At 59.2% G+C, this 17,836-nt stretch carries 20 protein-coding genes and 1 tRNA gene; 6 read left to right on the forward strand and 15 right to left on the reverse strand.

Annotation, left to right across the window (positions count from 1 at the left end; all coding sequences use genetic code 11):
• Nucleotides 1-10: 10 nt before the first annotated feature.
• From B6V72_RS09535 to dapF, 6 genes are read right to left on the reverse strand one after another with little or no spacing between them, the layout of a single operon-like run.
• Nucleotides 11-454: an NUDIX hydrolase gene (locus tag B6V72_RS09535; RefSeq protein WP_088719854.1), complete on the reverse strand. Its 444-nt coding sequence runs from the start codon at nt 452-454 to the stop codon at nt 11-13.
• The gene (locus B6V72_RS09540) at nt 451-1,428 is read right to left on the reverse strand and encodes a phosphotransferase (protein ID WP_088719855.1); all 978 of its coding nucleotides are present in this window, start codon (nt 1,426-1,428) and stop codon (nt 451-453) included. Before B6V72_RS09540 ends, B6V72_RS09535 begins: the two co-directional genes overlap by 4 nt.
• Nucleotides 1,425-2,687 carry an aminotransferase class III-fold pyridoxal phosphate-dependent enzyme gene (locus B6V72_RS09545; protein WP_088735416.1) on the reverse strand — a complete coding sequence of 421 codons (1,263 nt, stop codon included), beginning with the start codon at nt 2,685-2,687 and terminating at the stop codon, nt 1,425-1,427. The genes B6V72_RS09540 and B6V72_RS09545 overlap by 4 nt, the downstream gene beginning before the upstream one ends.
• A complete protein-coding gene (gene arfB, locus B6V72_RS09550; RefSeq protein ID WP_075775325.1) occupies nt 2,677-3,099 on the reverse strand; it encodes an alternative ribosome rescue aminoacyl-tRNA hydrolase ArfB in 423 nt (140 codons plus the stop codon). Before arfB ends, B6V72_RS09545 begins: the two co-directional genes overlap by 11 nt.
• A gap of 42 nt (nt 3,100-3,141) precedes the next feature.
• Nucleotides 3,142-4,404 carry a tRNA (N(6)-L-threonylcarbamoyladenosine(37)-C(2))-methylthiotransferase MtaB gene (gene mtaB, locus B6V72_RS09555; protein WP_088719857.1) on the reverse strand — a complete coding sequence of 421 codons (1,263 nt, stop codon included), beginning with the start codon at nt 4,402-4,404 and terminating at the stop codon, nt 3,142-3,144.
• Nucleotides 4,401-5,237 (reverse strand): diaminopimelate epimerase, encoded by an 837-nt coding sequence (dapF, locus tag B6V72_RS09560; RefSeq protein WP_088735417.1) that lies wholly within the window; start codon nt 5,235-5,237, stop codon nt 4,401-4,403. The genes mtaB and dapF overlap by 4 nt, the downstream gene beginning before the upstream one ends.
• Nucleotides 5,238-5,343: 106 nt before the next feature.
• Here dapF and B6V72_RS09565 point away from each other — a divergent pair.
• The 3 genes from B6V72_RS09565 to B6V72_RS09580 all read left to right on the forward strand — a co-directional run bounded on the left by B6V72_RS09565 (nt 5,344) and on the right by B6V72_RS09580 (nt 8,927).
• Nucleotides 5,344-5,419, forward strand: a tRNA-Lys gene (locus B6V72_RS09565).
• A 261-nt stretch (nt 5,420-5,680) separates the two neighbouring features.
• A complete protein-coding gene (locus B6V72_RS09570; RefSeq protein WP_088735418.1) occupies nt 5,681-7,135 on the forward strand; it encodes an ATP-binding protein in 1,455 nt (484 codons plus the stop codon).
• Between the two features lie 1,264 nt (nt 7,136-8,399).
• On the forward strand, nt 8,400-8,927 hold the full coding sequence (locus B6V72_RS09580) for a helix-turn-helix transcriptional regulator (protein ID WP_088735420.1): 528 nt from the start codon (nt 8,400-8,402) through the stop codon (nt 8,925-8,927).
• Nucleotides 8,928-9,008: 81 nt separating this feature from the next.
• Here B6V72_RS09580 and B6V72_RS09585 read toward each other — a convergent pair whose 3' ends face one another.
• The 4 genes from B6V72_RS09585 to B6V72_RS09605 form a co-directional block, all read right to left on the reverse strand.
• The gene (locus B6V72_RS09585) at nt 9,009-9,473 is read right to left on the reverse strand and encodes a thermonuclease family protein (protein ID WP_240497711.1); all 465 of its coding nucleotides are present in this window, start codon (nt 9,471-9,473) and stop codon (nt 9,009-9,011) included.
• Between the two features lie 286 nt (nt 9,474-9,759).
• Complete coding sequence (locus tag B6V72_RS09595) at nt 9,760-10,263, reverse strand: hypothetical protein (protein WP_088735423.1); 504 nt, start codon at nt 10,261-10,263, stop codon at nt 9,760-9,762.
• A 73-nt stretch (nt 10,264-10,336) separates the two neighbouring features.
• Complete coding sequence (locus B6V72_RS09600; RefSeq protein ID WP_088735424.1) at nt 10,337-11,068, reverse strand: hypothetical protein; 732 nt, start codon at nt 11,066-11,068, stop codon at nt 10,337-10,339.
• Nucleotides 11,069-11,114: 46 nt separating this feature from the next.
• On the reverse strand, nt 11,115-11,735 hold the full coding sequence (locus B6V72_RS09605; protein ID WP_088735425.1) for a hypothetical protein: 621 nt from the start codon (nt 11,733-11,735) through the stop codon (nt 11,115-11,117).
• 125 nt (nt 11,736-11,860) lie between these two features.
• Here B6V72_RS09605 and B6V72_RS09610 point away from each other — a divergent pair, with 125 nt between their 5' ends.
• From B6V72_RS09610 to B6V72_RS09620, 3 genes are read left to right on the forward strand one after another with little or no spacing between them, the layout of a single operon-like run.
• Nucleotides 11,861-12,088, forward strand: coding sequence for a helix-turn-helix transcriptional regulator (locus B6V72_RS09610; RefSeq protein WP_088735578.1), 228 nt, complete (start codon nt 11,861-11,863; stop codon nt 12,086-12,088).
• Complete coding sequence (locus B6V72_RS09615; protein WP_146696186.1) at nt 12,085-12,621, forward strand: hypothetical protein; 537 nt, start codon at nt 12,085-12,087, stop codon at nt 12,619-12,621. Before B6V72_RS09610 ends, B6V72_RS09615 begins: the two co-directional genes overlap by 4 nt.
• A gap of 16 nt (nt 12,622-12,637) precedes the next feature.
• On the forward strand, nt 12,638-12,925 hold the full coding sequence (locus tag B6V72_RS09620; RefSeq protein ID WP_146696187.1) for a hypothetical protein: 288 nt from the start codon (nt 12,638-12,640) through the stop codon (nt 12,923-12,925).
• A gap of 17 nt (nt 12,926-12,942) precedes the next feature.
• Here the strand turns inward: B6V72_RS09620 and B6V72_RS09625 are convergent, their stop codons facing one another.
• The 5 genes from B6V72_RS09625 to B6V72_RS09645 form a co-directional block, all read right to left on the reverse strand.
• Nucleotides 12,943-13,635: a hypothetical protein gene (locus B6V72_RS09625; RefSeq protein ID WP_146696188.1), complete on the reverse strand. Its 693-nt coding sequence runs from the start codon at nt 13,633-13,635 to the stop codon at nt 12,943-12,945.
• A gap of 504 nt (nt 13,636-14,139) precedes the next feature.
• Nucleotides 14,140-14,640, reverse strand: coding sequence for a helix-turn-helix transcriptional regulator (locus B6V72_RS19500; RefSeq protein WP_088735429.1), 501 nt, complete (start codon nt 14,638-14,640; stop codon nt 14,140-14,142).
• Nucleotides 14,641-14,720: 80 nt separating this feature from the next.
• Nucleotides 14,721-16,448 carry a hypothetical protein gene (locus B6V72_RS09635; RefSeq protein WP_088735430.1) on the reverse strand — a complete coding sequence of 576 codons (1,728 nt, stop codon included), beginning with the start codon at nt 16,446-16,448 and terminating at the stop codon, nt 14,721-14,723.
• A gap of 300 nt (nt 16,449-16,748) precedes the next feature.
• Nucleotides 16,749-17,300: a hypothetical protein gene (locus tag B6V72_RS09640; RefSeq protein ID WP_146696190.1), complete on the reverse strand. Its 552-nt coding sequence runs from the start codon at nt 17,298-17,300 to the stop codon at nt 16,749-16,751.
• Between the two features lie 90 nt (nt 17,301-17,390).
• A complete protein-coding gene (locus B6V72_RS09645; protein ID WP_088735432.1) occupies nt 17,391-17,747 on the reverse strand; it encodes a hypothetical protein in 357 nt (118 codons plus the stop codon).
• Between the last annotated feature and the right edge of the window lie 89 nt (nt 17,748-17,836).

Consider the following 17,836-nt stretch of genomic DNA (forward strand, 5'->3'; position numbering starts at 1 on the left):
GTTTCGGCGCTCAGAGCTTGCGCAAAATTTTTTGCAGCCCCTCTTCCGCCACAAGCTTCGCGGCCTCCTTCGGCGCGAACCATTTGCGCTTGCGCTGATGTTCTTCGGGATAGGACTTCATCAGGGTCTCCACCCGCAGCGGGAAGACGACGACATCGGTGGGCGTCGCCAAGCCGCTATCGAGGATCTTGTCATAACGGAATGCCCCGGCGGGCTCCTTGTCGATCTTGCCGACGACTCCGGCCTCTTCCCACGCCTCCTGCTTGGCTGCGCCGGACAGCGAGCGTCCCCGCATCGGCCAGCCTTTGGGGATGACCCAGCGCCCGGTATCGCGGGAGGTGATCAGCAGAACCTGGGTCTTTCCGTCACGGATGCGCAGACAGAGCGCGCCCACCTGCAAAGAGGCGGGACGATAGCCCAGCAGGCCCTTGGCGACGGATTTCGCCCATTTCATCGACTGGTCTCCCATGGCGGCGTACGGTTCTCCAAATGCTGTGCGAGATCAAGCGCACGTTCTACATATAGTTTTTGGCGCGGATCGGAAGGCAGGGCCCGGGTCACAATCCAGCCAGCGGAGGCGAAGGCCCTCAGCGCCACGAAAAGCGGGAGGAGTGCCTCCTGATCGGGCGGAAGCGGTCGCAGGCTGCGATAGCCCTCGACGAGCCCTGCCGCCTGTTCGCCCCAAAGCGGGTCGCCCCAGCCCTGCACCAGCGCCGTCGCGAGGTCGTAGAGCCGGTAGCCCGGCCCGCAATCGTCGAAGTCGATCAGGGCGAGCCCGTCCGGCGTCGACAACACGTTCTCACGCAGGCAATCGGCGTGGATCGGACCATAGTCCTGTGCCTGTGCCAAAAGCACACGCGCAAGGTCGCGGCCCGAGGACAGCGTTGTGGCCTCAACTTCCGAAAGCTGAGGATGTTCCCAGAAACGACCCCAAAGCGGACGCTCCCCCAGAAACCCCTCGCCATCCCACGGGTTCCGGTCGAACCCGTCGGGCGGGGCGGCATCGCTGCTGATGTGAAGCTGCGCGATGAGGCGACCCAGCGCCTGGGCCTCGGCGCGCACTGCTTCTGGCGTCCCGGCGAGGGGCTGATCGCCCGCGCCGATCGGCGTCCCATCCAGCCAACCCACGCAAGAGGTGACGCGGTCCTCCACGAGCCCTGTCAGAGCACCCTCGCTCGTGCGCACCGGGCGCGGCACCGGCATCCCCTGATCGGCGAGGCTTTCGCACCAGCGCAACTCGGCCTCGACCCCTTCGCGGCCCTGATAACCGGGCCGGTGCAAACGCAACGCGACATGGCGACCATCCTTCAGATGCGCCTCGAAGACGATATTCTCGCGGTTCTTCACCAGTCGCGGCGGCTCGGGCGCACCTCCCCATGAAGCGAGGGCAGACTCCGCCATCGCGCGTGCGGTCTCGTCCGAGATCATGCAGGAAGCTCCTCGAAACTCTGCGAAAGCTTCTCCAGCATTTCATCGGCATCGCTGCGATTGAAGACCATCGGCGGGCGGATCTTGAGAATGTGTTGTGCCCGGCCCACCCGGCCCATCAAGACATGGCGCTCGCGCATCGCTTCGACGATCCGGCCCGCGGCTTCGCTGGCGGGCTTGCCGTCCTGCGCCAGTTCGATCCCGAGGAACAGGCCAAGGCCCCGCGTGTCGGCGATCAGCGGATGGGACAGGTCGCGCAGCCCTTGCAGAAGGTAGTCGCCGACCTGTGCCGCGTTCTCCTGCAAGCCTTCGTCCTCGATCACCCGCAACGTCTCCATTGCGGCTGCGACCGAAACGGGATTCCCGCCGAACGTGTTGAAATAGCCGAAAGCCTCGCGGAAGGCGCCCATCACCTCGGGCGTCGCAACAAGGCCAGCAACCGGGTGCCCATTGCCCATCGGCTTGCCCATCGTGACCACGTCAGGCGTGACGCCCAGCCATTCGTGCCCCCAGAAATGCGAGCCGATCCGGCCGAAACCCGGCTGCACCTCGTCGCACAGGATCAGCCCGCCCGCGCGGCGGATCGCCTCGACGGTCGGGTCTAGGAAACCGGGCGCGATGCCGGGCATCCCCTCATTGGCGAAGATCGGGCAGAGCATGAGCCCCGCGAAGCCGTGGCCGCTCTCTTCCAGCTCGGCAATCGCCTGCGCGACGTTGGCCGCAAAGGCTTCGGACTGCGCCTCGAGCGATCCGCCCAAGGGGGTAAGACTGTCGGGCGCCGGCACCCGGCGGATATGGTCCGGCCAGCCTCCGATCGGCGGGCGACGCGTCGACAGATGCGCCACGGCGGTGGTGTTGCCGTGATAGGTGTTGTCGGTCGCGATGAAGCCGCGCTTGCCGGTCACCGCCTGCGCCATGCGCAAAGCGACGTCATTGGCCTCGGACCCGGTGCAGGTCATGAGAAGCTGACCGTCGAAGGCGAACTTGCCCAGCAACGCCTCGGCATAATCCAGAATGCCCTCATGCAGATAGCGCGTGTGGGTGTTGAGCGTCGCGGCCTGTTCGCAGATCGCCTTCACGATGCGCGGATGGCAATGGCCGCAATGGGCGACGTTGTTATAGGCGTCGAGGTAGCGCTGGCCGTCGGCGTCGAAAAGCGAAGCGCCCTCTCCCCGCACGATCTCCACCGGGCGGTCGTAGAAGGTCGGCACGTTCGGCCCTAAGAGCCGTTCGCGCCGGTCCAGCAGATCACTCCCCATCCGAGACCTTCCCGCGCAGCGCTTTCTTCTCGCCGTGAATCGCCTTCGCCTTCAGACGCCGCTTCTTCGAGCCGAGCGTGGGTCGGGTCGGGATGCGTTTCTTGGGCTTTTCGCAGGCCTTTCGGATCATCTCGGCGAGGCGGTCGCGTGCGATCTCGCGGTTGCGCGCCTGACTGCGCGTGTCCTGCACCAGCAGCAAAAGCGCGCCGTCGCTGGTCCATCTGCGCCCCGCGATCCGGCGCAAGCGGTTCTTCACCGGTTGCGGCAGGTGCGGCGAGCGTTCGGCCTCGAAGCGCAGTTCCACCGCGGTCGAGACCTTGTTCACATTCTGCCCCCCTGGACCTTGCGCCCGGGTGAAGGTTTCGGTGATTTCCCAATCCTCGATGGTTATCTGATCGTTGATCCGCAGCATGGGCCACAAGCTAGCTCACGCTGCGAAAAACGAAAGCCCCCTTCAGCCCGCCAGCAACCGCGCCCCGTCATGGCCAGTGATGCGCACGCTCATCAGCGTGCCTTCGGGCTGGTCCGCCTCGAACGTCACCTCGGCAAAGCCTTCGGTGCGCGCGACGCGCGGGGTCTCGGTCAGCACGCGCTGTTCGGTGCCGACCTGCGCGTCGAGATGAGCGGCCAGCGCGGCCTCGCCCTTCGCGCGCAGCCGGGCCGCGCGCTCCTTGACGATCGGGCCTTTCACGGCGGGCATCCGCGCGGCGGGCGTGCCCTTGCGCGCGGAGTAGGGGAAAACATGCAGGAAGGTCAGCCCGCAATCGTCGACGAGCCGCAGGGAGTTTTCGAACATCTCCTCGGTCTCGGTCGGGAAACCCGCGATAATATCCGCGCCGAAGACGATCCCGGGGCGCAGCTTGCGCGCTTCCTCGGTAAAGGCGATGGCGTCGTCGCGCAGGTGGCGGCGCTTCATCCGCTTGAGGATCATGTCGTCGCCCGCCTGAAGGCTGAGATGCAGATGCGGCATCAGACGCGGCTCACTCGCGATCGCCAGCATCAGGTTCTCATCCGCCTCGATCGAGTCGATGGAGGAGATGCGCAGGCGCGGCAGGTCCGGCACGAGGCGCAGGATTCGCATCACCAGATCGCCCAGACGCGGCTCGCCCGGCAGGTCCGCGCCCCAGGAGGTCAGATCGACCCCGGTGAGGACGACCTCGTTGAAGCCGCGATCCACGAGGCGCTTGATCTGCTCGACCACGACGCCCGCCGGGACGGAGCGCGAATTGCCGCGCCCGAAGGGGATGATGCAGAAGGTGCAGCGGTGATCGCAGCCGTTTTGCACCTGCACATAAGCGCGATGGCGGCCGAACCCATCGATCAGGTGACCGGCGGTCTCCTTCACCGACATGATGTCATCGACCATCACCCGCTCGGTCTCGCCGATGAAATCGGGGCCTTGCGGGGCGAGCTGCGCCCAGGTGTCGGCCTGCATTTTCTCGTGATTGCCGATGATCTTGGTGACCTCGGGCATCGCGGCGAAGGTGTCGGGCTCGGTCTGCGCAGCGCAGCCGGTCACGATCACCGGCACGTCCGGATTCTCGCGCGCGAGACGGCGGATTTCCTGCTTGGCCTTGCGCACGGCCTCGGCCGTCACGGCGCAGGTATTGACGACCACGGCCCCTTCGAGCCCGGCGCCTGCAGCCAATTCCTTCATCGCCTCCGTCTCATAGGCGTTGAGACGGCAGCCGAGAGTCGAGAAAACGGGCGGTTTCATATCGCGTCCAGAAAATCTTGGGTGAGGGTCGCATCGAACACATGCGCGGTTGGGCCGGTCATCCAGACGCCATCGTCGCGCCAGTCGATCTCCAGCTGGCCGCCATCGACATCGACGAGGACACGCTTGCCGGTGAGGCCACGCAGATGCGCGGCGACGGCGGTGGCGCAGGTGCCCGAGCCGCAGGCCAGCGTGATGCCGGTGCCGCGCTCCCAGACGCGCATCCGCAGATGGTCGAGGCCGATCACGCTGGCAAATTCGACATTGGTGCGCTCGGGGAACAGGGGATCATGCTCGATCACCGGGCCCTGGCGATCCACTTCGACCGCCTCGGCATCGTCCACGAAGAAGACGCAATGAGGGTTGCCCATGCCGACCGCGATCGGGTCGCCGCCCAGCGGCAGATGCGCGGGATCGATGCCGGGCAGAATCGGAATTTGCACCGCTTCGAGAATCGGCGCGCCCATATTGACCGAGACCATCCCGTCCTCGCGCCGCACCGCGCTGAGGTGCCCGCGTTCGGTGAGCAGCGTGACATCGGCCCGGTCGAGCTGACGCATCATGTAATCGCTCACGCAGCGGGTCGCATTCCCGCAAGCGCCGGCCCGCGTACCGTCGTTGTTCCAGAAATCGAGCGTGAAATCAGCCCCTTGGGCGAGGCGGATCACGGCGAGCTGGTCGAATCCCACGCCGCGATGCCGATCACCGAGCGCACGCGCGAGCGCAGGCGTGACCGGATCGTCGCCGTTCCGGGCGTCGATCACGACGAAGTCATTGCCGAGCCCATGCATCTTCATGAAGGGCAGTCCGCTCTGTATGCGCTTTGTATTCATGGCGCGCGATATACGCCCGCGCCAAGGTTTTTTCCAGATGTGCAATTTTTGTGAATTTTATGCCTTGACCCCCCCGGCGGGGGTTTGTAGAGACGCGCCCTGTGATGGGCCGTTAGCTCAGTTGGTAGAGCAACTGACTTTTAATCAGTGGGTCGCAGGTTCGAATCCTGCACGGCTCACCATCATTCTCAAGGGCTTAGCCGTAAAAGGCTGAGCCCTTTGAATTTTAAGTCCCCCGCTGGGGGACATATGGGGGACAATTTGCTCCCCTTCTCCACCCAATTCATCTCCTTACTCTCTCAAGCTGTTCGATCCGGCACTTTGATTCTGATCGAGATGCAGCTATCCCGAAATTGAGGCTTCGAATTCCGTTTCGAGCCCCTTGCCAGGAGCAAGCATTTGCTCGGCAGGGAACATTTTGGCGTCTTCGGAGAAGGGAACAAGTGGATCCTCAGCGCGACATTGATTTGATAGACGAACTTCGCTCTCAAGCTACGGAGACAGCTTGGCTTGAGTTCAAAGAGAACTTGGGTGACGAAAACCGCATCGGAAAGCTCATCTCTGCCCTTTCAAACGCTGCGCGCCTCGAGGGTAAAGAAAATGCGTTTCTCGTCTGGGGCGTTGAGGACGGCACGCACAACGTCGTAGGCACCACGTTCAATCCGTTCACCAAGACGATTGGCGCGCAACCTTTCGAACTATGGCTGCGTCAAAGGCTAAGCCCAGCGCCCGTGCTCAAGTTTCGTTCCGTGGATCATCCGGAGGGCAAGCTGGTTCTTCTCGAGATTCCGGCTCCGACCATGGCGCCAACTGCATTTGAGAGCGTTTCCTATGTTCGCGTCGGAAGCACTACACCTAAGCTGACCGACGATCCTGCTAGATACCAAGCTCTCATTGAGAAAATGAGACCCTATACTTGGGAGCATGGCATCGCAGCGACCTACGTGCCTGCGTCGGACGTTCTGAAGCTGATAGACTTTGCTTCCTATTTCAGGCTCACGGGGCAATCGGTCCCGACCAATGACGAAGCGATTCTGTCCAAGCTGCAATCCGATAAGCTTATTCAGGCCGATGTCGGAGGCCGCTGGAACATCCTCAATCTCGGCGCCATCTTGTTCGCGTCTGATCTGGACGAGTTTGAAACGAGCTTAGCGCGGAAGGGGGTAAGATTCGTCCGATATGCAGGCTCCGACCGCACCGCCACGGTGAGCCACAGGCGGGATGGTAAGAGGGGCTACGCTGTTGGCTTTGAGAACCTTCTCGAGTTCGTAAATGGCCTGCTTCCGCAAAACGAACACATTGGGCAAGCGCTCCGTGTCGCTCAGCCTCTTTTCCCCACTCTCTCGATACGCGAGCTGGTCGCGAATGCTCTGATCCATCAAGATATGACCATCTCCGGCGCTGGCCCGCAGATAGAACTCTTCGAAGATAGGATCGAGATTACGAACCCAGGGCGCCCTTTGATGGAAACGGAACGTATGATCGATCAGCCCCCACGCTCACGCAACGAAGCAATGGCTTCTCTTATGCGGCGTATGGGTATGTGCGAGGAACAAGGGAGCGGGCTTGATAAGGTGTTCAAAGAGGTGGAGGTGTGCCAGCTGCCGGCACCACTTCTGAAAGCCGGTGATAGCTCTATGCAAGTCGTTTTATACGGGCCGAGGCGATTTGCGGAAATGAGCGCTGAAGAGCGTGTTCGAGCTTGTTACTTTCACGCGGTCCTACAGTTCATGGGAGGTGAAAGGATGCGGAATAACACCCTGTGCGCTCGCTTTGGCATCGACGCCAAGAATGCCGCCCAAGCCTCTGGCGTAATCCGAAAAGCACTTGAGTTGGAGCTCATTAAGGTTGCTGACGCTGAGCATCCTAGGGCGGGCTACTACCCTTGGTGGGCTTAGGCCAACTAAGACCTTTTAACTGGATGCGATGGACTCTTGACCCACTCTTGATTCATTGCGTCAAACGAAAGGTGGCGCCAAGAAAATTTTTAGCATCTTCAAACGCTTATGCCACATTGGAGTTTCAATTTTTTCTTGATTCAGTTTTTACGCCCATCTCTACCTTGCCGAGCGGCAGGCTAAAAAACCCCAATAGGTTGGGCAATCGGAGTGATCTGCTACAAGAAGTTGTCAGAAACTTTCTTGATCCACTCTTGATTGTCCCCAACCTCTCAAGCCAAGCCGGAACAACTTGTTCGAGGAGCTTACTAGCCAGAACGGCTGAAACAGAAGATGGTGGCGGCGGCCCACCAAGCACTCCCCCTTCACGCAATTCCGTATGGCTCATAAACTCGGTGGAGGAGCCATATCGCTAGCCGGGCTAGTGCTCGTGCCAACAAATGCAGCAGATTGCAATCGACTGCAGCGATCAATGCCCGCGGAAAACCGAAGCGAAGGTGGTGGCTCATCAACCAATGATCGAACGCGGAACTCGGGGATCTGCGGGTCCGAACTTTCCTGGTCGGTTTGTAGACGGGATCCATGGCTTCGGCGCCTGAATCGAACGACGCTCTACATGAAAGCGATCCGTTTTCTGGGGACGGCGGGTCGTCGCTGGCAACCTCAAGGCCATATGAACTTAGCTCCCTATGGATTCGCGACTTCCCACCAATTTTGAGGAGCCACTTGTGACTCCTTCCCTAGCGTCCCCATGGTCTGCGCGGTGACTTGGCCTGGGTCCGCGTTGGGTGTCCATCCAACGGAAATGCGTCGAAGCGTTGAGTCGTTCGGCGAATACCGCCCCCCCTTCGCTGCATGAACATTGGCGCCTATCCAAAGCATTTGCTGTAGTGGGTCTCTTGCGAAGGCACACTACATCTTGCAAGAATGACTCACATGTTAACCGCGATGCTCGAAAAAGTGCTACTTGATGCGCGCCGCAGTTGACAATTGTTTACGACACATCCATTTCAAGAGACGCAATTGACTAGACCAAGACATCAAAACAAGGAGATTGAGCAGGCATTACAGCATGCCGAGGATCTTGGTTGGCGTGTGGAGAAAGCCTCAGGGTCTGCTAAGGCTTGGGGGCGTATGTTTTGCCCGAATGCAGATCGAAGTGGGTGCAGAATGTCTGTCCACTCGACACCTCGTGTGCCGGAACATCACGCGGCAAAACTCGTTAAAGCTGTAAACAACTGTTCTTGTCCTGAAGGAGAAGATGATGACTGTACATGATTTCGCATTCATCCTGGATGCCGACCCTCATGATGAAGCGGTCGAGGATATCTTCATGGAGCATCCATTCGATGATGCAACTCTAATACTGCAAAATGGTGCCCTCGCGCTTTCGTTTGATAGGGAAGGCGAGAGCTTTAAGAGTGCAGTTCTCTCTGCATATCAAGACATCCGCAATACTGATGTTCCGATCCTTAGCTTTGAACCGGACTACTTGGTGACTTCGGCTGAAATTGCACGCCGCGTGGGGCTTTCACGCTCGGCGATCAGCAAATATGAGCACAGTGACATCGGGTTTCCCGCACCTGTGAAGCAAGTCCTCGCAAAGCGCCCAATGTATGACTGGGTGAGAGTTTCGCGTTGGTTCGTAGGTCGCGGTGAAATGTCAGAGGTAGAATATCATAAAGCGCTTATCTCTCGAGTAATGAATTTTGGCACTCAGGCGCAGAGCACCATGAAGCTTCCGGTCGATGTTCCGAAATTGGTGAATGATGCGCTGGAGGCTGCTGGATAGGAAGCGCTCTAAGTAAGATAGAAGCCTTGTTATCTGTAGACCTAAAGAAATACGAGCGGCCTACAGGCGCTTGGAAAGTATCTACCGCCGCCTCCAATCCCAAGGCATCATAAACTCGCTCGCCCAAATCCCAGCGCGCCGCTTACGTGCGAGTTCCTCGTCGCGCACATAGTCCTGGCCATAACGGCGATACGCGACCGCCCATCCGTTGCGGACGAGCCAACCGTTCAGGTCTTCGCCGTGCTGGCTGCAAACCGCGACGTAGCGCCCATATCGATCAACGTCACTGACTTTGCAGGAGACCGGTGAACGGCCAATCTTATCGGCGAGCGCGAAGGCCGAATCTTTGCCGCAGTTCCACAGTTTCCCGCTCGGCAAACGGCAACGTTGGCGGCTTTCGATGGCGTCGATGGCCTGTAGGCGGATCCGGTTGCCGTGAATATCGATGGTATCGCCATCGATGACAGACGCTGTCCCGGTGATCGTCTGCGCGTGCAGCGGCCCACATAGAGCCGCTGCGATGATTAGGCCGAGAGTAAACCTCAATGGCAATGGACCCTGCCCACGCTGTTATCCATGTGACAGCACTGCCCAGGGGGCGAGCTCTTGCGACACCCTCCACCATGAGCAATTTCGTCTTGGCTCAATCCTGCTGCGGTAGGCATAGCCTGCAGCGGCATCGAAAGCGCGAACACCGTCGCCAGAAACGTAAGAACAACCTTCACTTGAATCCCTCCCTTACAAGTCAATGCGATGGATCGTAATGGGGCGTTCTTAATGGGCAAGCAAAATGATCGCGCTTTCGTGAACTTCGCTTGCAATCGAATGTATGTCAGTGCCTCCTGCCTGACGCGACGATGAGAGGCGGATCGTTCGGAAACGATCGAATGTCGAACCATTTGAAGCAGGTGCCGTCAGCGTTAGCCTTGTCCCCACACCGAATGGGGAAGCCATTAGCGCTACGCCTGATCAGCGCGGCGCGGAACGCGCGTAGGTCGATGAGCCACCACAAATCCAGTGCGCGGCCATCTTCGCTGGCGTGGCCGTAGAAGAGCCAATCCCCCTCGCCGTTCACTATCTTCGCCAACTCCGTCATGGCGCCGGATGCAACCTGCGAGCGGATCGTGAACTCATAGGGATAGCGGGAGGCGTAGCCAGGTCGCCGCACCCGTGCTGCAATCCTCAAGTCGCGACCATCGAGCATCAGCAGGTCTGTCGCATGGTGTCGATCGAGGTGATCGGGCGCGACCTGCAGCAAGTGAGCGCCGACAATCCGCCGTATCTCGGGCAGGTATTGGTCGGACCACTGGCGATTGATGCTGTAAGGCACGTTCATTTTTCAGCCTATTTTAGGCAAAGAAGGCCCCACCCAACGCGGAGCCTTCGGGAATTGTATCAGTCAGCTACGATCATTCGGCGGCAACCAGCGTCGGGCGGCTGGGCTTCGCCATCTCGACTTCCTCGATGGCCTCTCCCAGCACTTCCTCAGCCACTGCGAGAACTTCGGCCACCCCCTTCCAGTCAAGCCCGGAAGTCTCATTCTCTTCCGCAACCATAGCGCACCGGATCAGTGCATTGACCTGCAGAAGGCGGCTCTCTGTATCATGACGCTGAGAGCGCAGTTCGGCGCTGTGCCGCTGCCTGATCATCGACGTAACATCGCCAGAGAAGATGTAATCAAGGCTCGAGCCAGTCTCGCGGCAGAATGCCAACACCTCCTGCGAAGGCCCACCATCAGCCGCCACGAGCTTCTCAGGGGCTTTGACGGCGAGCGTGGCCGCGATGAACGAGACCCTCTCCCGCGCGGTTTTCGGCGAGGAATGCTCGTCGCCTTCACCAAACTTTGCGGACTCTTTGTGCAGGGCTTCCATCGCGCCGATGGGCATGTCGCCATCCTCGAGGAGTGCGGTCACCTTGGCCAACACGTCCCGTGCGGACAGACTCGGAGCCGCGATGACGCTTGCTTCCGCTTCGCTGACGGCTCGATGTGCCGGTTCGACACTTTCGCGATCATAGTGCTTCGCCTCAGGGCTGTCCGAGCCGTGTGCGCTCTCCAGCTCCCCATAGGCCTCCACGGCACGGTCGCGGACTTCGCGAGCATTCTTGAGCGCACGCAGAGCGATTTCGAGTTTATGGTGCATTGGTCTTTCCTTTCGAATGTAGATTTTGAAGGTTCACGCGCTGAGTTCAGCAGGCGCGGAATTCATGGGTAACACCGTTCACCTTGATCTGGCTGACGGTCGCGAGGTTCACAGAGCGCGGAGCCTTCTTCTCCGCATCCCAAACCGGCAGAAGGTTGGGATGGCGCTGAGCGCGCGTCTCAGCGGCTCTACGGCCAGCTTCGGAGGCATCGGCGCCTTTGAGATGCTGGCGCAGCGTGGCAGGCTGGACCCGCATCACACGGCGCGTGCCGTCTTTCTTGGTGAAGGTGATCGAGGCGAAGCGGCCTTTGGCGCTCGCGATCAGCTTGCGCTTCTCGATGTAGTCCGCAGCCTCGCGTGCCTCTGCCTTGCAGAGAGCAGCTTGCAGTTCTGAGAGACGGGCACGCCCCGCGCCACCCAACACGTCGGCGTTTTCGAGGGTCACAATTTTCGCCATGAGATCCGCGCTGGAGCGTTGGGCGAGGGCGTCAGCCTCGGCGCGCTTCGCAGCGACCACCTTGGCGACCTGAGCCTCTTGCTTTGCGTCCGACCATGCGAGTTTGAGGGAGCGGGACAGGAGCTGAGAAAGCGTTTCGTGAGTGCGCCCCATAAAGCGGCGAACAATCACCCAGGCGGCTCTCATGATGGCGGCACGGTCGTAGGTCATGGCGGCAACTCCGTTTGCGTTTTCGCTTACTGTGTTATAGATATGATACAGGGTAAGCACTTTGTCAATAACCCTGTTAGCGAAATCTATAACAAGGTATGCAAATGAGGCCGGAGCAGGTAAGAATGGCACGCGCAGCACTACAGCTTGGCGTGCGAGAATTGGCGGAAATCGCGGGGGTGTCGTTCACGACGATCAGCCGCTTTGAGACGGGCAAAAGCGGCCTGCAGCATTCAACCGCAGAAGCGATCAGGAAGGCATTGATGGAACGTGGAATTCAGTTTCTCGAAAGCGGGCAAGTTGCGGACGGTTCAGGCGTCACAGTCCGCGCGGATGGGGGCCACACAAGATGAGACGCACCGTTCTTTTCGCACTCTTGATTTCACTGGCTAGCCCAGCCATCTCAGGACCGGACGCCACATCCAAACGGTTTCTGAGTCAACCAGCATCCATGATGGATTTCGGCATCTACAAACTTCAGCGAGAAGTTCTTGAGCAGATGCCGAGTGGCTATCCTAACGTAGCTTATGACTGGGACGCTGATGCGATTAAGGTCACGCGACACGCTCCATTCGACAGTGAAAATGTAGAAGAAAACGAGCGTCTTTGTCGCTTGTGGATATTCGGAATGCGCCGGTTCGCTTTTGTGGATCCCGAAACCGGAAAACCATTCAGTTCGACCGGAACGAGCCGGTTTGCGGAGCTCTTCCTTAACGCTGGATTCGAGACTACGGTCGATGGCGTGCCGGATACAGAAGCGATCAAAGAGCTCGACAAAAAGTTTGTTCTGGAAATGGTTTTCTTGGACGATGAGGATGGTTCATTCGCGCCGGTTTTGACCTGCAGGGGAGCATTGCTCAGCGACAAAGTTGCGATTGAGGATTAAGCCAATGAAGGACGCTATGAGCTTCGAAGACAACGACTATGGGATTAGTGACCAAATCAAACGGCTTGAGAAGGGGATGACCAGAGAGCCGCTCGCTGTGACTATCCTGCTAATCGCTGCGAGTTATTTCTATGGCGACCAACTTTCAGGCGGATCAAAAGCCCTGATCGTGGCCATCGCGGTTGCTACCGTTTTTGTCTTTGTTGAGATCCGTGGGATGCGTCTCGATGCGTTGCGGGTTGAGCGTCGCCGACTCATTGAGAGGCATGCGGCGCAAGACTTCGAGTTGGAAGAGGGAGTTTAGGGCTTTCTGCTTCGTCGTTACTCGCGGTCGCGATACTCTTCGATAGGCCAAGAGGTAGGGACGAAGATTTCGTGAAAATCCTTGTCCAAGTTCGCAGCCATACGCGACAAGAGGCTAATAAGCCGATGAGCGTTCTCTCGGTCCTCCCGCAGCAAGTTTCCCACTACCGCTTCTTCGTCACCACTTCGATCAACATATCTCTGATCAATTACGCCAGCGTTGTGTTCATAGACATGGCGTCGCTCCATCATCAGCTTAATGAATCGTGTGTCCGCGCCCTGAATGCCTCTTAGCGGGTCCAGATCAAAAAACTCCTTCAACCGCCGAAAAGTTGGTGACTCGATGTCGTGAAAAACCAGTCGCGACAGCTCTGCTTTCCGGGGCCCCTTCATTGGAATACGATTGACTAACTGGGTAGCAAAGTCTCGGGCGGCAGAGTCGAACGAAGCTACACTTTGCCCAACCGCATTCTCCGGCCTTGTCTGACCTCCGTTGAGGGCGTCCCTAATCTCAGAAAAACGTAGCGCAAGCATTTGGGCGTTGTTGCGCCAACCGCATGACGCACAGTATCCGTATAGGCCCCGGATGTCGTTGAACTCTCCGCAATGCTCGCAGTCATATCTCGTTTGCTGAGATTCCGCGGAATAGTAAAAGTCGGGTTTAGGCTCGTCGGCGCTTTGCTCCACAACTGAAGCCATATCAATTTCCACCTGGCGCTCAGATCCAGGCTCATCTGGCTTATTTATCTCGATACCAAGGGTATCTGCTACGTGCGCCAGAAAAGTCCTCTGCGCGGGGGTCAGGAACTGAAACGCGGCGGTTCGTATGCCGCAGTAAGGGCACGTAAGCGGGAAGGTCGCGGGGTGTGTCTTGTTGCGGAAATACCCGCCGCAACGCGGACATTGGTGCCCCCAACACCCTTGTGAATCAGACCCAAGGATTACGGGCACGGTGCCCTCGGGCGGAGGTGGATCGAACGCCTCTCCAATACCACCTAATTTTAGGTCTGAAATCGGGATTCCCTGCGGAAGCAAGATGTAAACACCTACCGCTGTCATCGGAACGGGTCGCCGCGCAATTATCCCGAAGGAAAAGCTTCTTTGTCCTTCATCGTTACACCTGATGCCGATCAGCGTATTAGCGCCACAGTGGGCAATCTCTCTAAAGTCCTGATCGTAGTAGGGCACAGCGTAATGGTTCCGTTATTCGTAGAGTTAGCCCACGATAGGCGCGCAACTCTTTCTTGTCTCCCGATACCTTCGCCAACGCCGCTTTTGAGCCTCGCGGATGCGTTCAATTCCTTCCGGGGTCTTCGCTCCTGTGGAGCTACCCCCATGGAACTTGCATCTGCGCTTCCCAGGTTCGCTCAAGCAGCGGCAGGGGTCGCCTTTTCTGGTCTTCGCCCCGCACCTAACTCGGCGTTTGGCCGCTCTGGCGGCTGAGCGTTCAAATGCTGCGGATAACTTGGCTTCGATCGATGCAGTGAATGCCTCATGCCCACTAACACCCCACCCCGTGCGCGCGCGTATTGGTGTGGCAAAATACGGCAGCGGTAGGATCTCGCCCATCTTCCGGACGGCCCAAGAGTTCAAATCGACCTCTGCCTTGTTCTCCCAGTAGCTCACAGCGTGACGCCCGATGCCCGCCTTGCGAGCTAGGCTCGACTGCGAGAGGCCCGATGCTTTTCTGATCTTTGCAAGCTCCGCTCCGGTCATCGGGATTTCCCTTCATATCTCGCGAGTATGGTCGATAGCACGGCCCGCGAATGGGCCGCACTTAGCTGTGTTGGAAGGGGTCACTGTGCCATCGTGCCAGGAATGACCGTGGTCGCGGCGAGAGCATTGCGCGGAGCTGTCCTCGCGACCCCGCTCGCGATGAAGTCTCTGGCCTGCTGAGCGCTCGCCTTCGTCATCGCATTGGCTGCGGATTTCGCGGTCATACCGGCGAGGGGAATAGCTGCAGCGCCAAGCCCAGCGCCACCGAAGGCAGCGCCTCCCGTCAATGCTGCGCCGCTGATGCCGGTCGGGGCCATGAGCTTTCCGAGGCCACGTAGGGCATGTTCAAGCGGGGCCCCTTTAGCGACGGCCGAGATTGCTTTGCGCTCAGCTTCCGAGAAACCCCGGAGACGCTTTGGATTGCGCAAGAGGGCCTTGAACTGGGTTCGTAGACCCCGCGCAAAATCATCGGTCAGGCTTGCTTTCTCTATAGCGGTTTCCACCGTCTCCAGGCGCCGCATCTGAGCCCATACCTTGCGAGCCTCCTTCAGCCCTTCAGAGCCGGACAACCGCGCCACAGTGTTGTCGATATGATCGATGACCTTTCCAGCCAGCCTACGCTCGTCGGGTTGCAAGCTGGCAGCGGCATTGCTTGCGACCCTGCGCAAGATTTCCATGTCCGCGAGAGACTTCGGGCCAGCTTCATTTTGAAGCCTGTTGAGCGTGGCTGCTATGCGGGGGTGCAACTGAGGATCGAAGCCTTCATTTCGCAGCGTCTGTGAGACTTGACCAACCAGAAGCTTCATACGCCCTTCGTTGACGACACCGCCGGATTCCTTGGCGGCTTCGTAGAGCTGCCCTGCCTTCTCACGCATGGTTTCAAGCGTTGGAACCACGCTCTTTGCGCTGGGCGAATTGGCAATCTTGGGAATTGCTCGGGCAATGCCTTCTCCGAGACCTGTGAGAAGACCGCCGCTGGCGGCGCCAATCGCGCCACCCGTTAGCGCGGAGGATGCACGGGCATCCATCCCGCCTTCGCCTTCTCCGAAGCCGTATAGACCGCCTGCAGCGCCGCCCGCGACGATACCACGGGCAATACGCCCGCTTGTCTTCGTTGCCCCGTTCACGAAGGCTCCCGCGCCCTTGCCGGGGCCGATCAGTGATCCCGCGATTTCAGCGCCCATCGAAGCGCCGGGGTGCGCCGCTTGAAATTGGCCCTGTTCTTTGCGGATCGCATCGAGAGCGGTGTTGTAACGGTCTCCGATAGGCTGCGAGTAGTCGAACCAGTTCGCCCCGCCGTTTCCGTCCGGCTGCACGCCCAGCGCCGCCGACAGGCCTGCGAGGTATTCATCCCCGAAGCCAAAGAGCGCACCGTCCGCTGCAGCGCCGCTCATGCCGCCGACCATGGACGGAGTCTCAGCATCTCGCGGCCTCTGGGTAGAGGGCCCATGCGTGCCTTCATCCCGACGCGCTTGATTGCCTCCATCTGGAGGATAAGCGGCCTGGCCGGGCGCCATCTGTTCGTTGTTTTGGTTTTGTGCGTCCAGTTCGGGAACCATCTTCCTAAGCGCAGCCAGCGCCCCGGCTTGATTTTCACCGGACACTTTGAACTGTCGCCCATCTGGTGCCGTGATCAGCCAAGTTTTTGTGGCTGTGGAAGGCTGCGGGGCGCCCGTCACTCTCTGCTCCCCTCCGGCATTTCCCGGAAGCATCGAGCGGGCCAGATCCGCGAGTGACTTTGCGGCCTTGGTGTCTCCAGCAGCGTCCGCATTTGCTACAGCACTCATGATTTCGTCAAAGGTTGCCATCCGTCTTATTCCTTTCGCTCGATAGCTTGATTTTCTCTTGATTGAACTTTGGTCGAGCCTCCGGCGGCCAAACATCTCTAGGAGGTTCAGTCGGAGGCTTTCCAAGATTGTGTCTTCGGTAGATGCCGCGCGCATTTCGCCCGCACTTTCGCCGCTGCATGCCAGCCCATGAAGAGTTCAGAAGAGGCTTTCCCGGTTCACTCGCCAGTCCGAGGAGATGGCTATTAGATATGTCCCCTATTCGGGCACACTGGTTGCGCCGAAACAGGGCAAATCCGTATCCGATTCGGTCACGCTTTCTCATGTCGCGACCCGCAAGTGTGCCCCATTCGGATACACGACTGTGCCCGAATGGGGGGGTGGGTTTTGTTTTTTCGACAGGTTCGCGGCACGCTGCTTTCGCGGCTTTGGCATGTAGCTGCGATACACCGTGACAGGGTAATCGTGCCCTGGCTCCCAATGCTTTGGCTCGACGGTAGGAGGGCGTTCTTTCGATGACATCATGGTCAGCCGAAACTTTGCCGCCCTGCCTTTGCCATCCATCCCTCTGACCCAAGGATCAGTGCAGACGATCCAACCTTTGGCTTGAAGATCCGCGAGAGCCGCGCCTGCGGTCTTCGTGGTGCATCCCATGTCTTCGGACAGCTCGCGGAGAGACCGAAATACCTCTCCGTTATTGTTTCGCACTTTGCCGTTCTTATCTGCAGTTTCCGCCATGCAGCGCACCGCGAGGTGAAAGTATGCGTCGCGGGCCGGGAAGGTCAGAGCCTTCCAGGCCGGAAGCAGGCGATGAGCGTAGATCCACTTCGTGAACTGCTCTGTCCGGTGCTCGTTTTTCTTATCTCTCGCCAAAATGGCCTCCCCACACCATGGAAGCCAAATCATGAGAAAGCGGGCCAGATACGCCGAGTAGACGACGAAGGCGAGCAAGGCGAAGTGAGGTCATGCCGCCACCTCCCGACCATCGAGGCGGCGCACACGGCTACGAAGAAAGTAGACGCCGAAATCTCCGGCGCCGGTCGCGCGGTCGCCTGGATAGAACTCGGTGTCCACTTCCAAACCGATTTCGCGCTTTAGCACATGAACGATGTCGGAAATCCGAACAGGCGAGGCGCAGTAAACTGGGCCGATGGTCAGCAGTTCGAGAATCTGACGGCGGCGCTTGTCGAGGATCACAATGCGGCATTTGCCGTGCTCGTTAACAATCTCGAACGTCGCCGGATTGCGGTCGCTCGGAAGATCAGAAACGCGATTAACGCGCTTTGCGTGACGCGGAGGTGACTTTTTGCTCTTTGTCATATTCGGTCCTTTTCCTTGCAGGACCGGGATTGAGTGGCTACTCTCTCTTGTGTCGCATAAGAGAATTTGCCCTCGCCCGGTCGGTGACT

The sequence above is a fragment of the Thioclava sp. F34-6 genome, assembly GCF_002213235.1.
Lineage (GTDB): Bacteria > Pseudomonadota > Alphaproteobacteria > Rhodobacterales > Rhodobacteraceae > Thioclava > Thioclava nitratireducens.

Excerpts from the sequence above, each read along its gene's own strand:
- B6V72_RS09535 (WP_088719854.1), bottom strand. The coding sequence starts at position 454 with ATGAAATGGGCGAAATCCGTCGCCAAGGGCCTGCTGGGCTATCGTCCC.
- B6V72_RS09540 (WP_088719855.1), bottom strand. The coding sequence starts at position 1,428 with ATGATCTCGGACGAGACCGCACGCGCGATGGCGGAGTCTGCCCTCGCT.
- B6V72_RS09545 (WP_088735416.1), bottom strand. The coding sequence starts at position 2,687 with ATGGGGAGTGATCTGCTGGACCGGCGCGAACGGCTCTTAGGGCCGAAC.
- arfB (WP_075775325.1), bottom strand. The coding sequence starts at position 3,099 with ATGCTGCGGATCAACGATCAGATAACCATCGAGGATTGGGAAATCACC.
- mtaB (WP_088719857.1), bottom strand. The coding sequence starts at position 4,404 with ATGAAACCGCCCGTTTTCTCGACTCTCGGCTGCCGTCTCAACGCCTAT.
- dapF (WP_088735417.1), bottom strand. The coding sequence starts at position 5,237 with ATGAATACAAAGCGCATACAGAGCGGACTGCCCTTCATGAAGATGCAT.
- B6V72_RS09580 (WP_088735420.1), top strand. The coding sequence starts at position 8,400 with ATGACTGTACATGATTTCGCATTCATCCTGGATGCCGACCCTCATGAT.
- B6V72_RS09595 (WP_088735423.1), bottom strand. The coding sequence starts at position 10,263 with ATGAACGTGCCTTACAGCATCAATCGCCAGTGGTCCGACCAATACCTG.
- B6V72_RS09600 (WP_088735424.1), bottom strand. The coding sequence starts at position 11,068 with ATGCACCATAAACTCGAAATCGCTCTGCGTGCGCTCAAGAATGCTCGC.
- B6V72_RS09605 (WP_088735425.1), bottom strand. The coding sequence starts at position 11,735 with ATGACCTACGACCGTGCCGCCATCATGAGAGCCGCCTGGGTGATTGTT.
- B6V72_RS09610 (WP_088735578.1), top strand. The coding sequence starts at position 11,861 with ATGGCACGCGCAGCACTACAGCTTGGCGTGCGAGAATTGGCGGAAATC.
- B6V72_RS09615 (WP_146696186.1), top strand. The coding sequence starts at position 12,085 with ATGAGACGCACCGTTCTTTTCGCACTCTTGATTTCACTGGCTAGCCCA.
- B6V72_RS09620 (WP_146696187.1), top strand. The coding sequence starts at position 12,638 with ATGAGCTTCGAAGACAACGACTATGGGATTAGTGACCAAATCAAACGG.
- B6V72_RS19500 (WP_088735429.1), bottom strand. The coding sequence starts at position 14,640 with ATGACCGGAGCGGAGCTTGCAAAGATCAGAAAAGCATCGGGCCTCTCG.
- B6V72_RS09635 (WP_088735430.1), bottom strand. The coding sequence starts at position 16,448 with ATGGCAACCTTTGACGAAATCATGAGTGCTGTAGCAAATGCGGACGCT.
- B6V72_RS09645 (WP_088735432.1), bottom strand. The coding sequence starts at position 17,747 with ATGACAAAGAGCAAAAAGTCACCTCCGCGTCACGCAAAGCGCGTTAAT.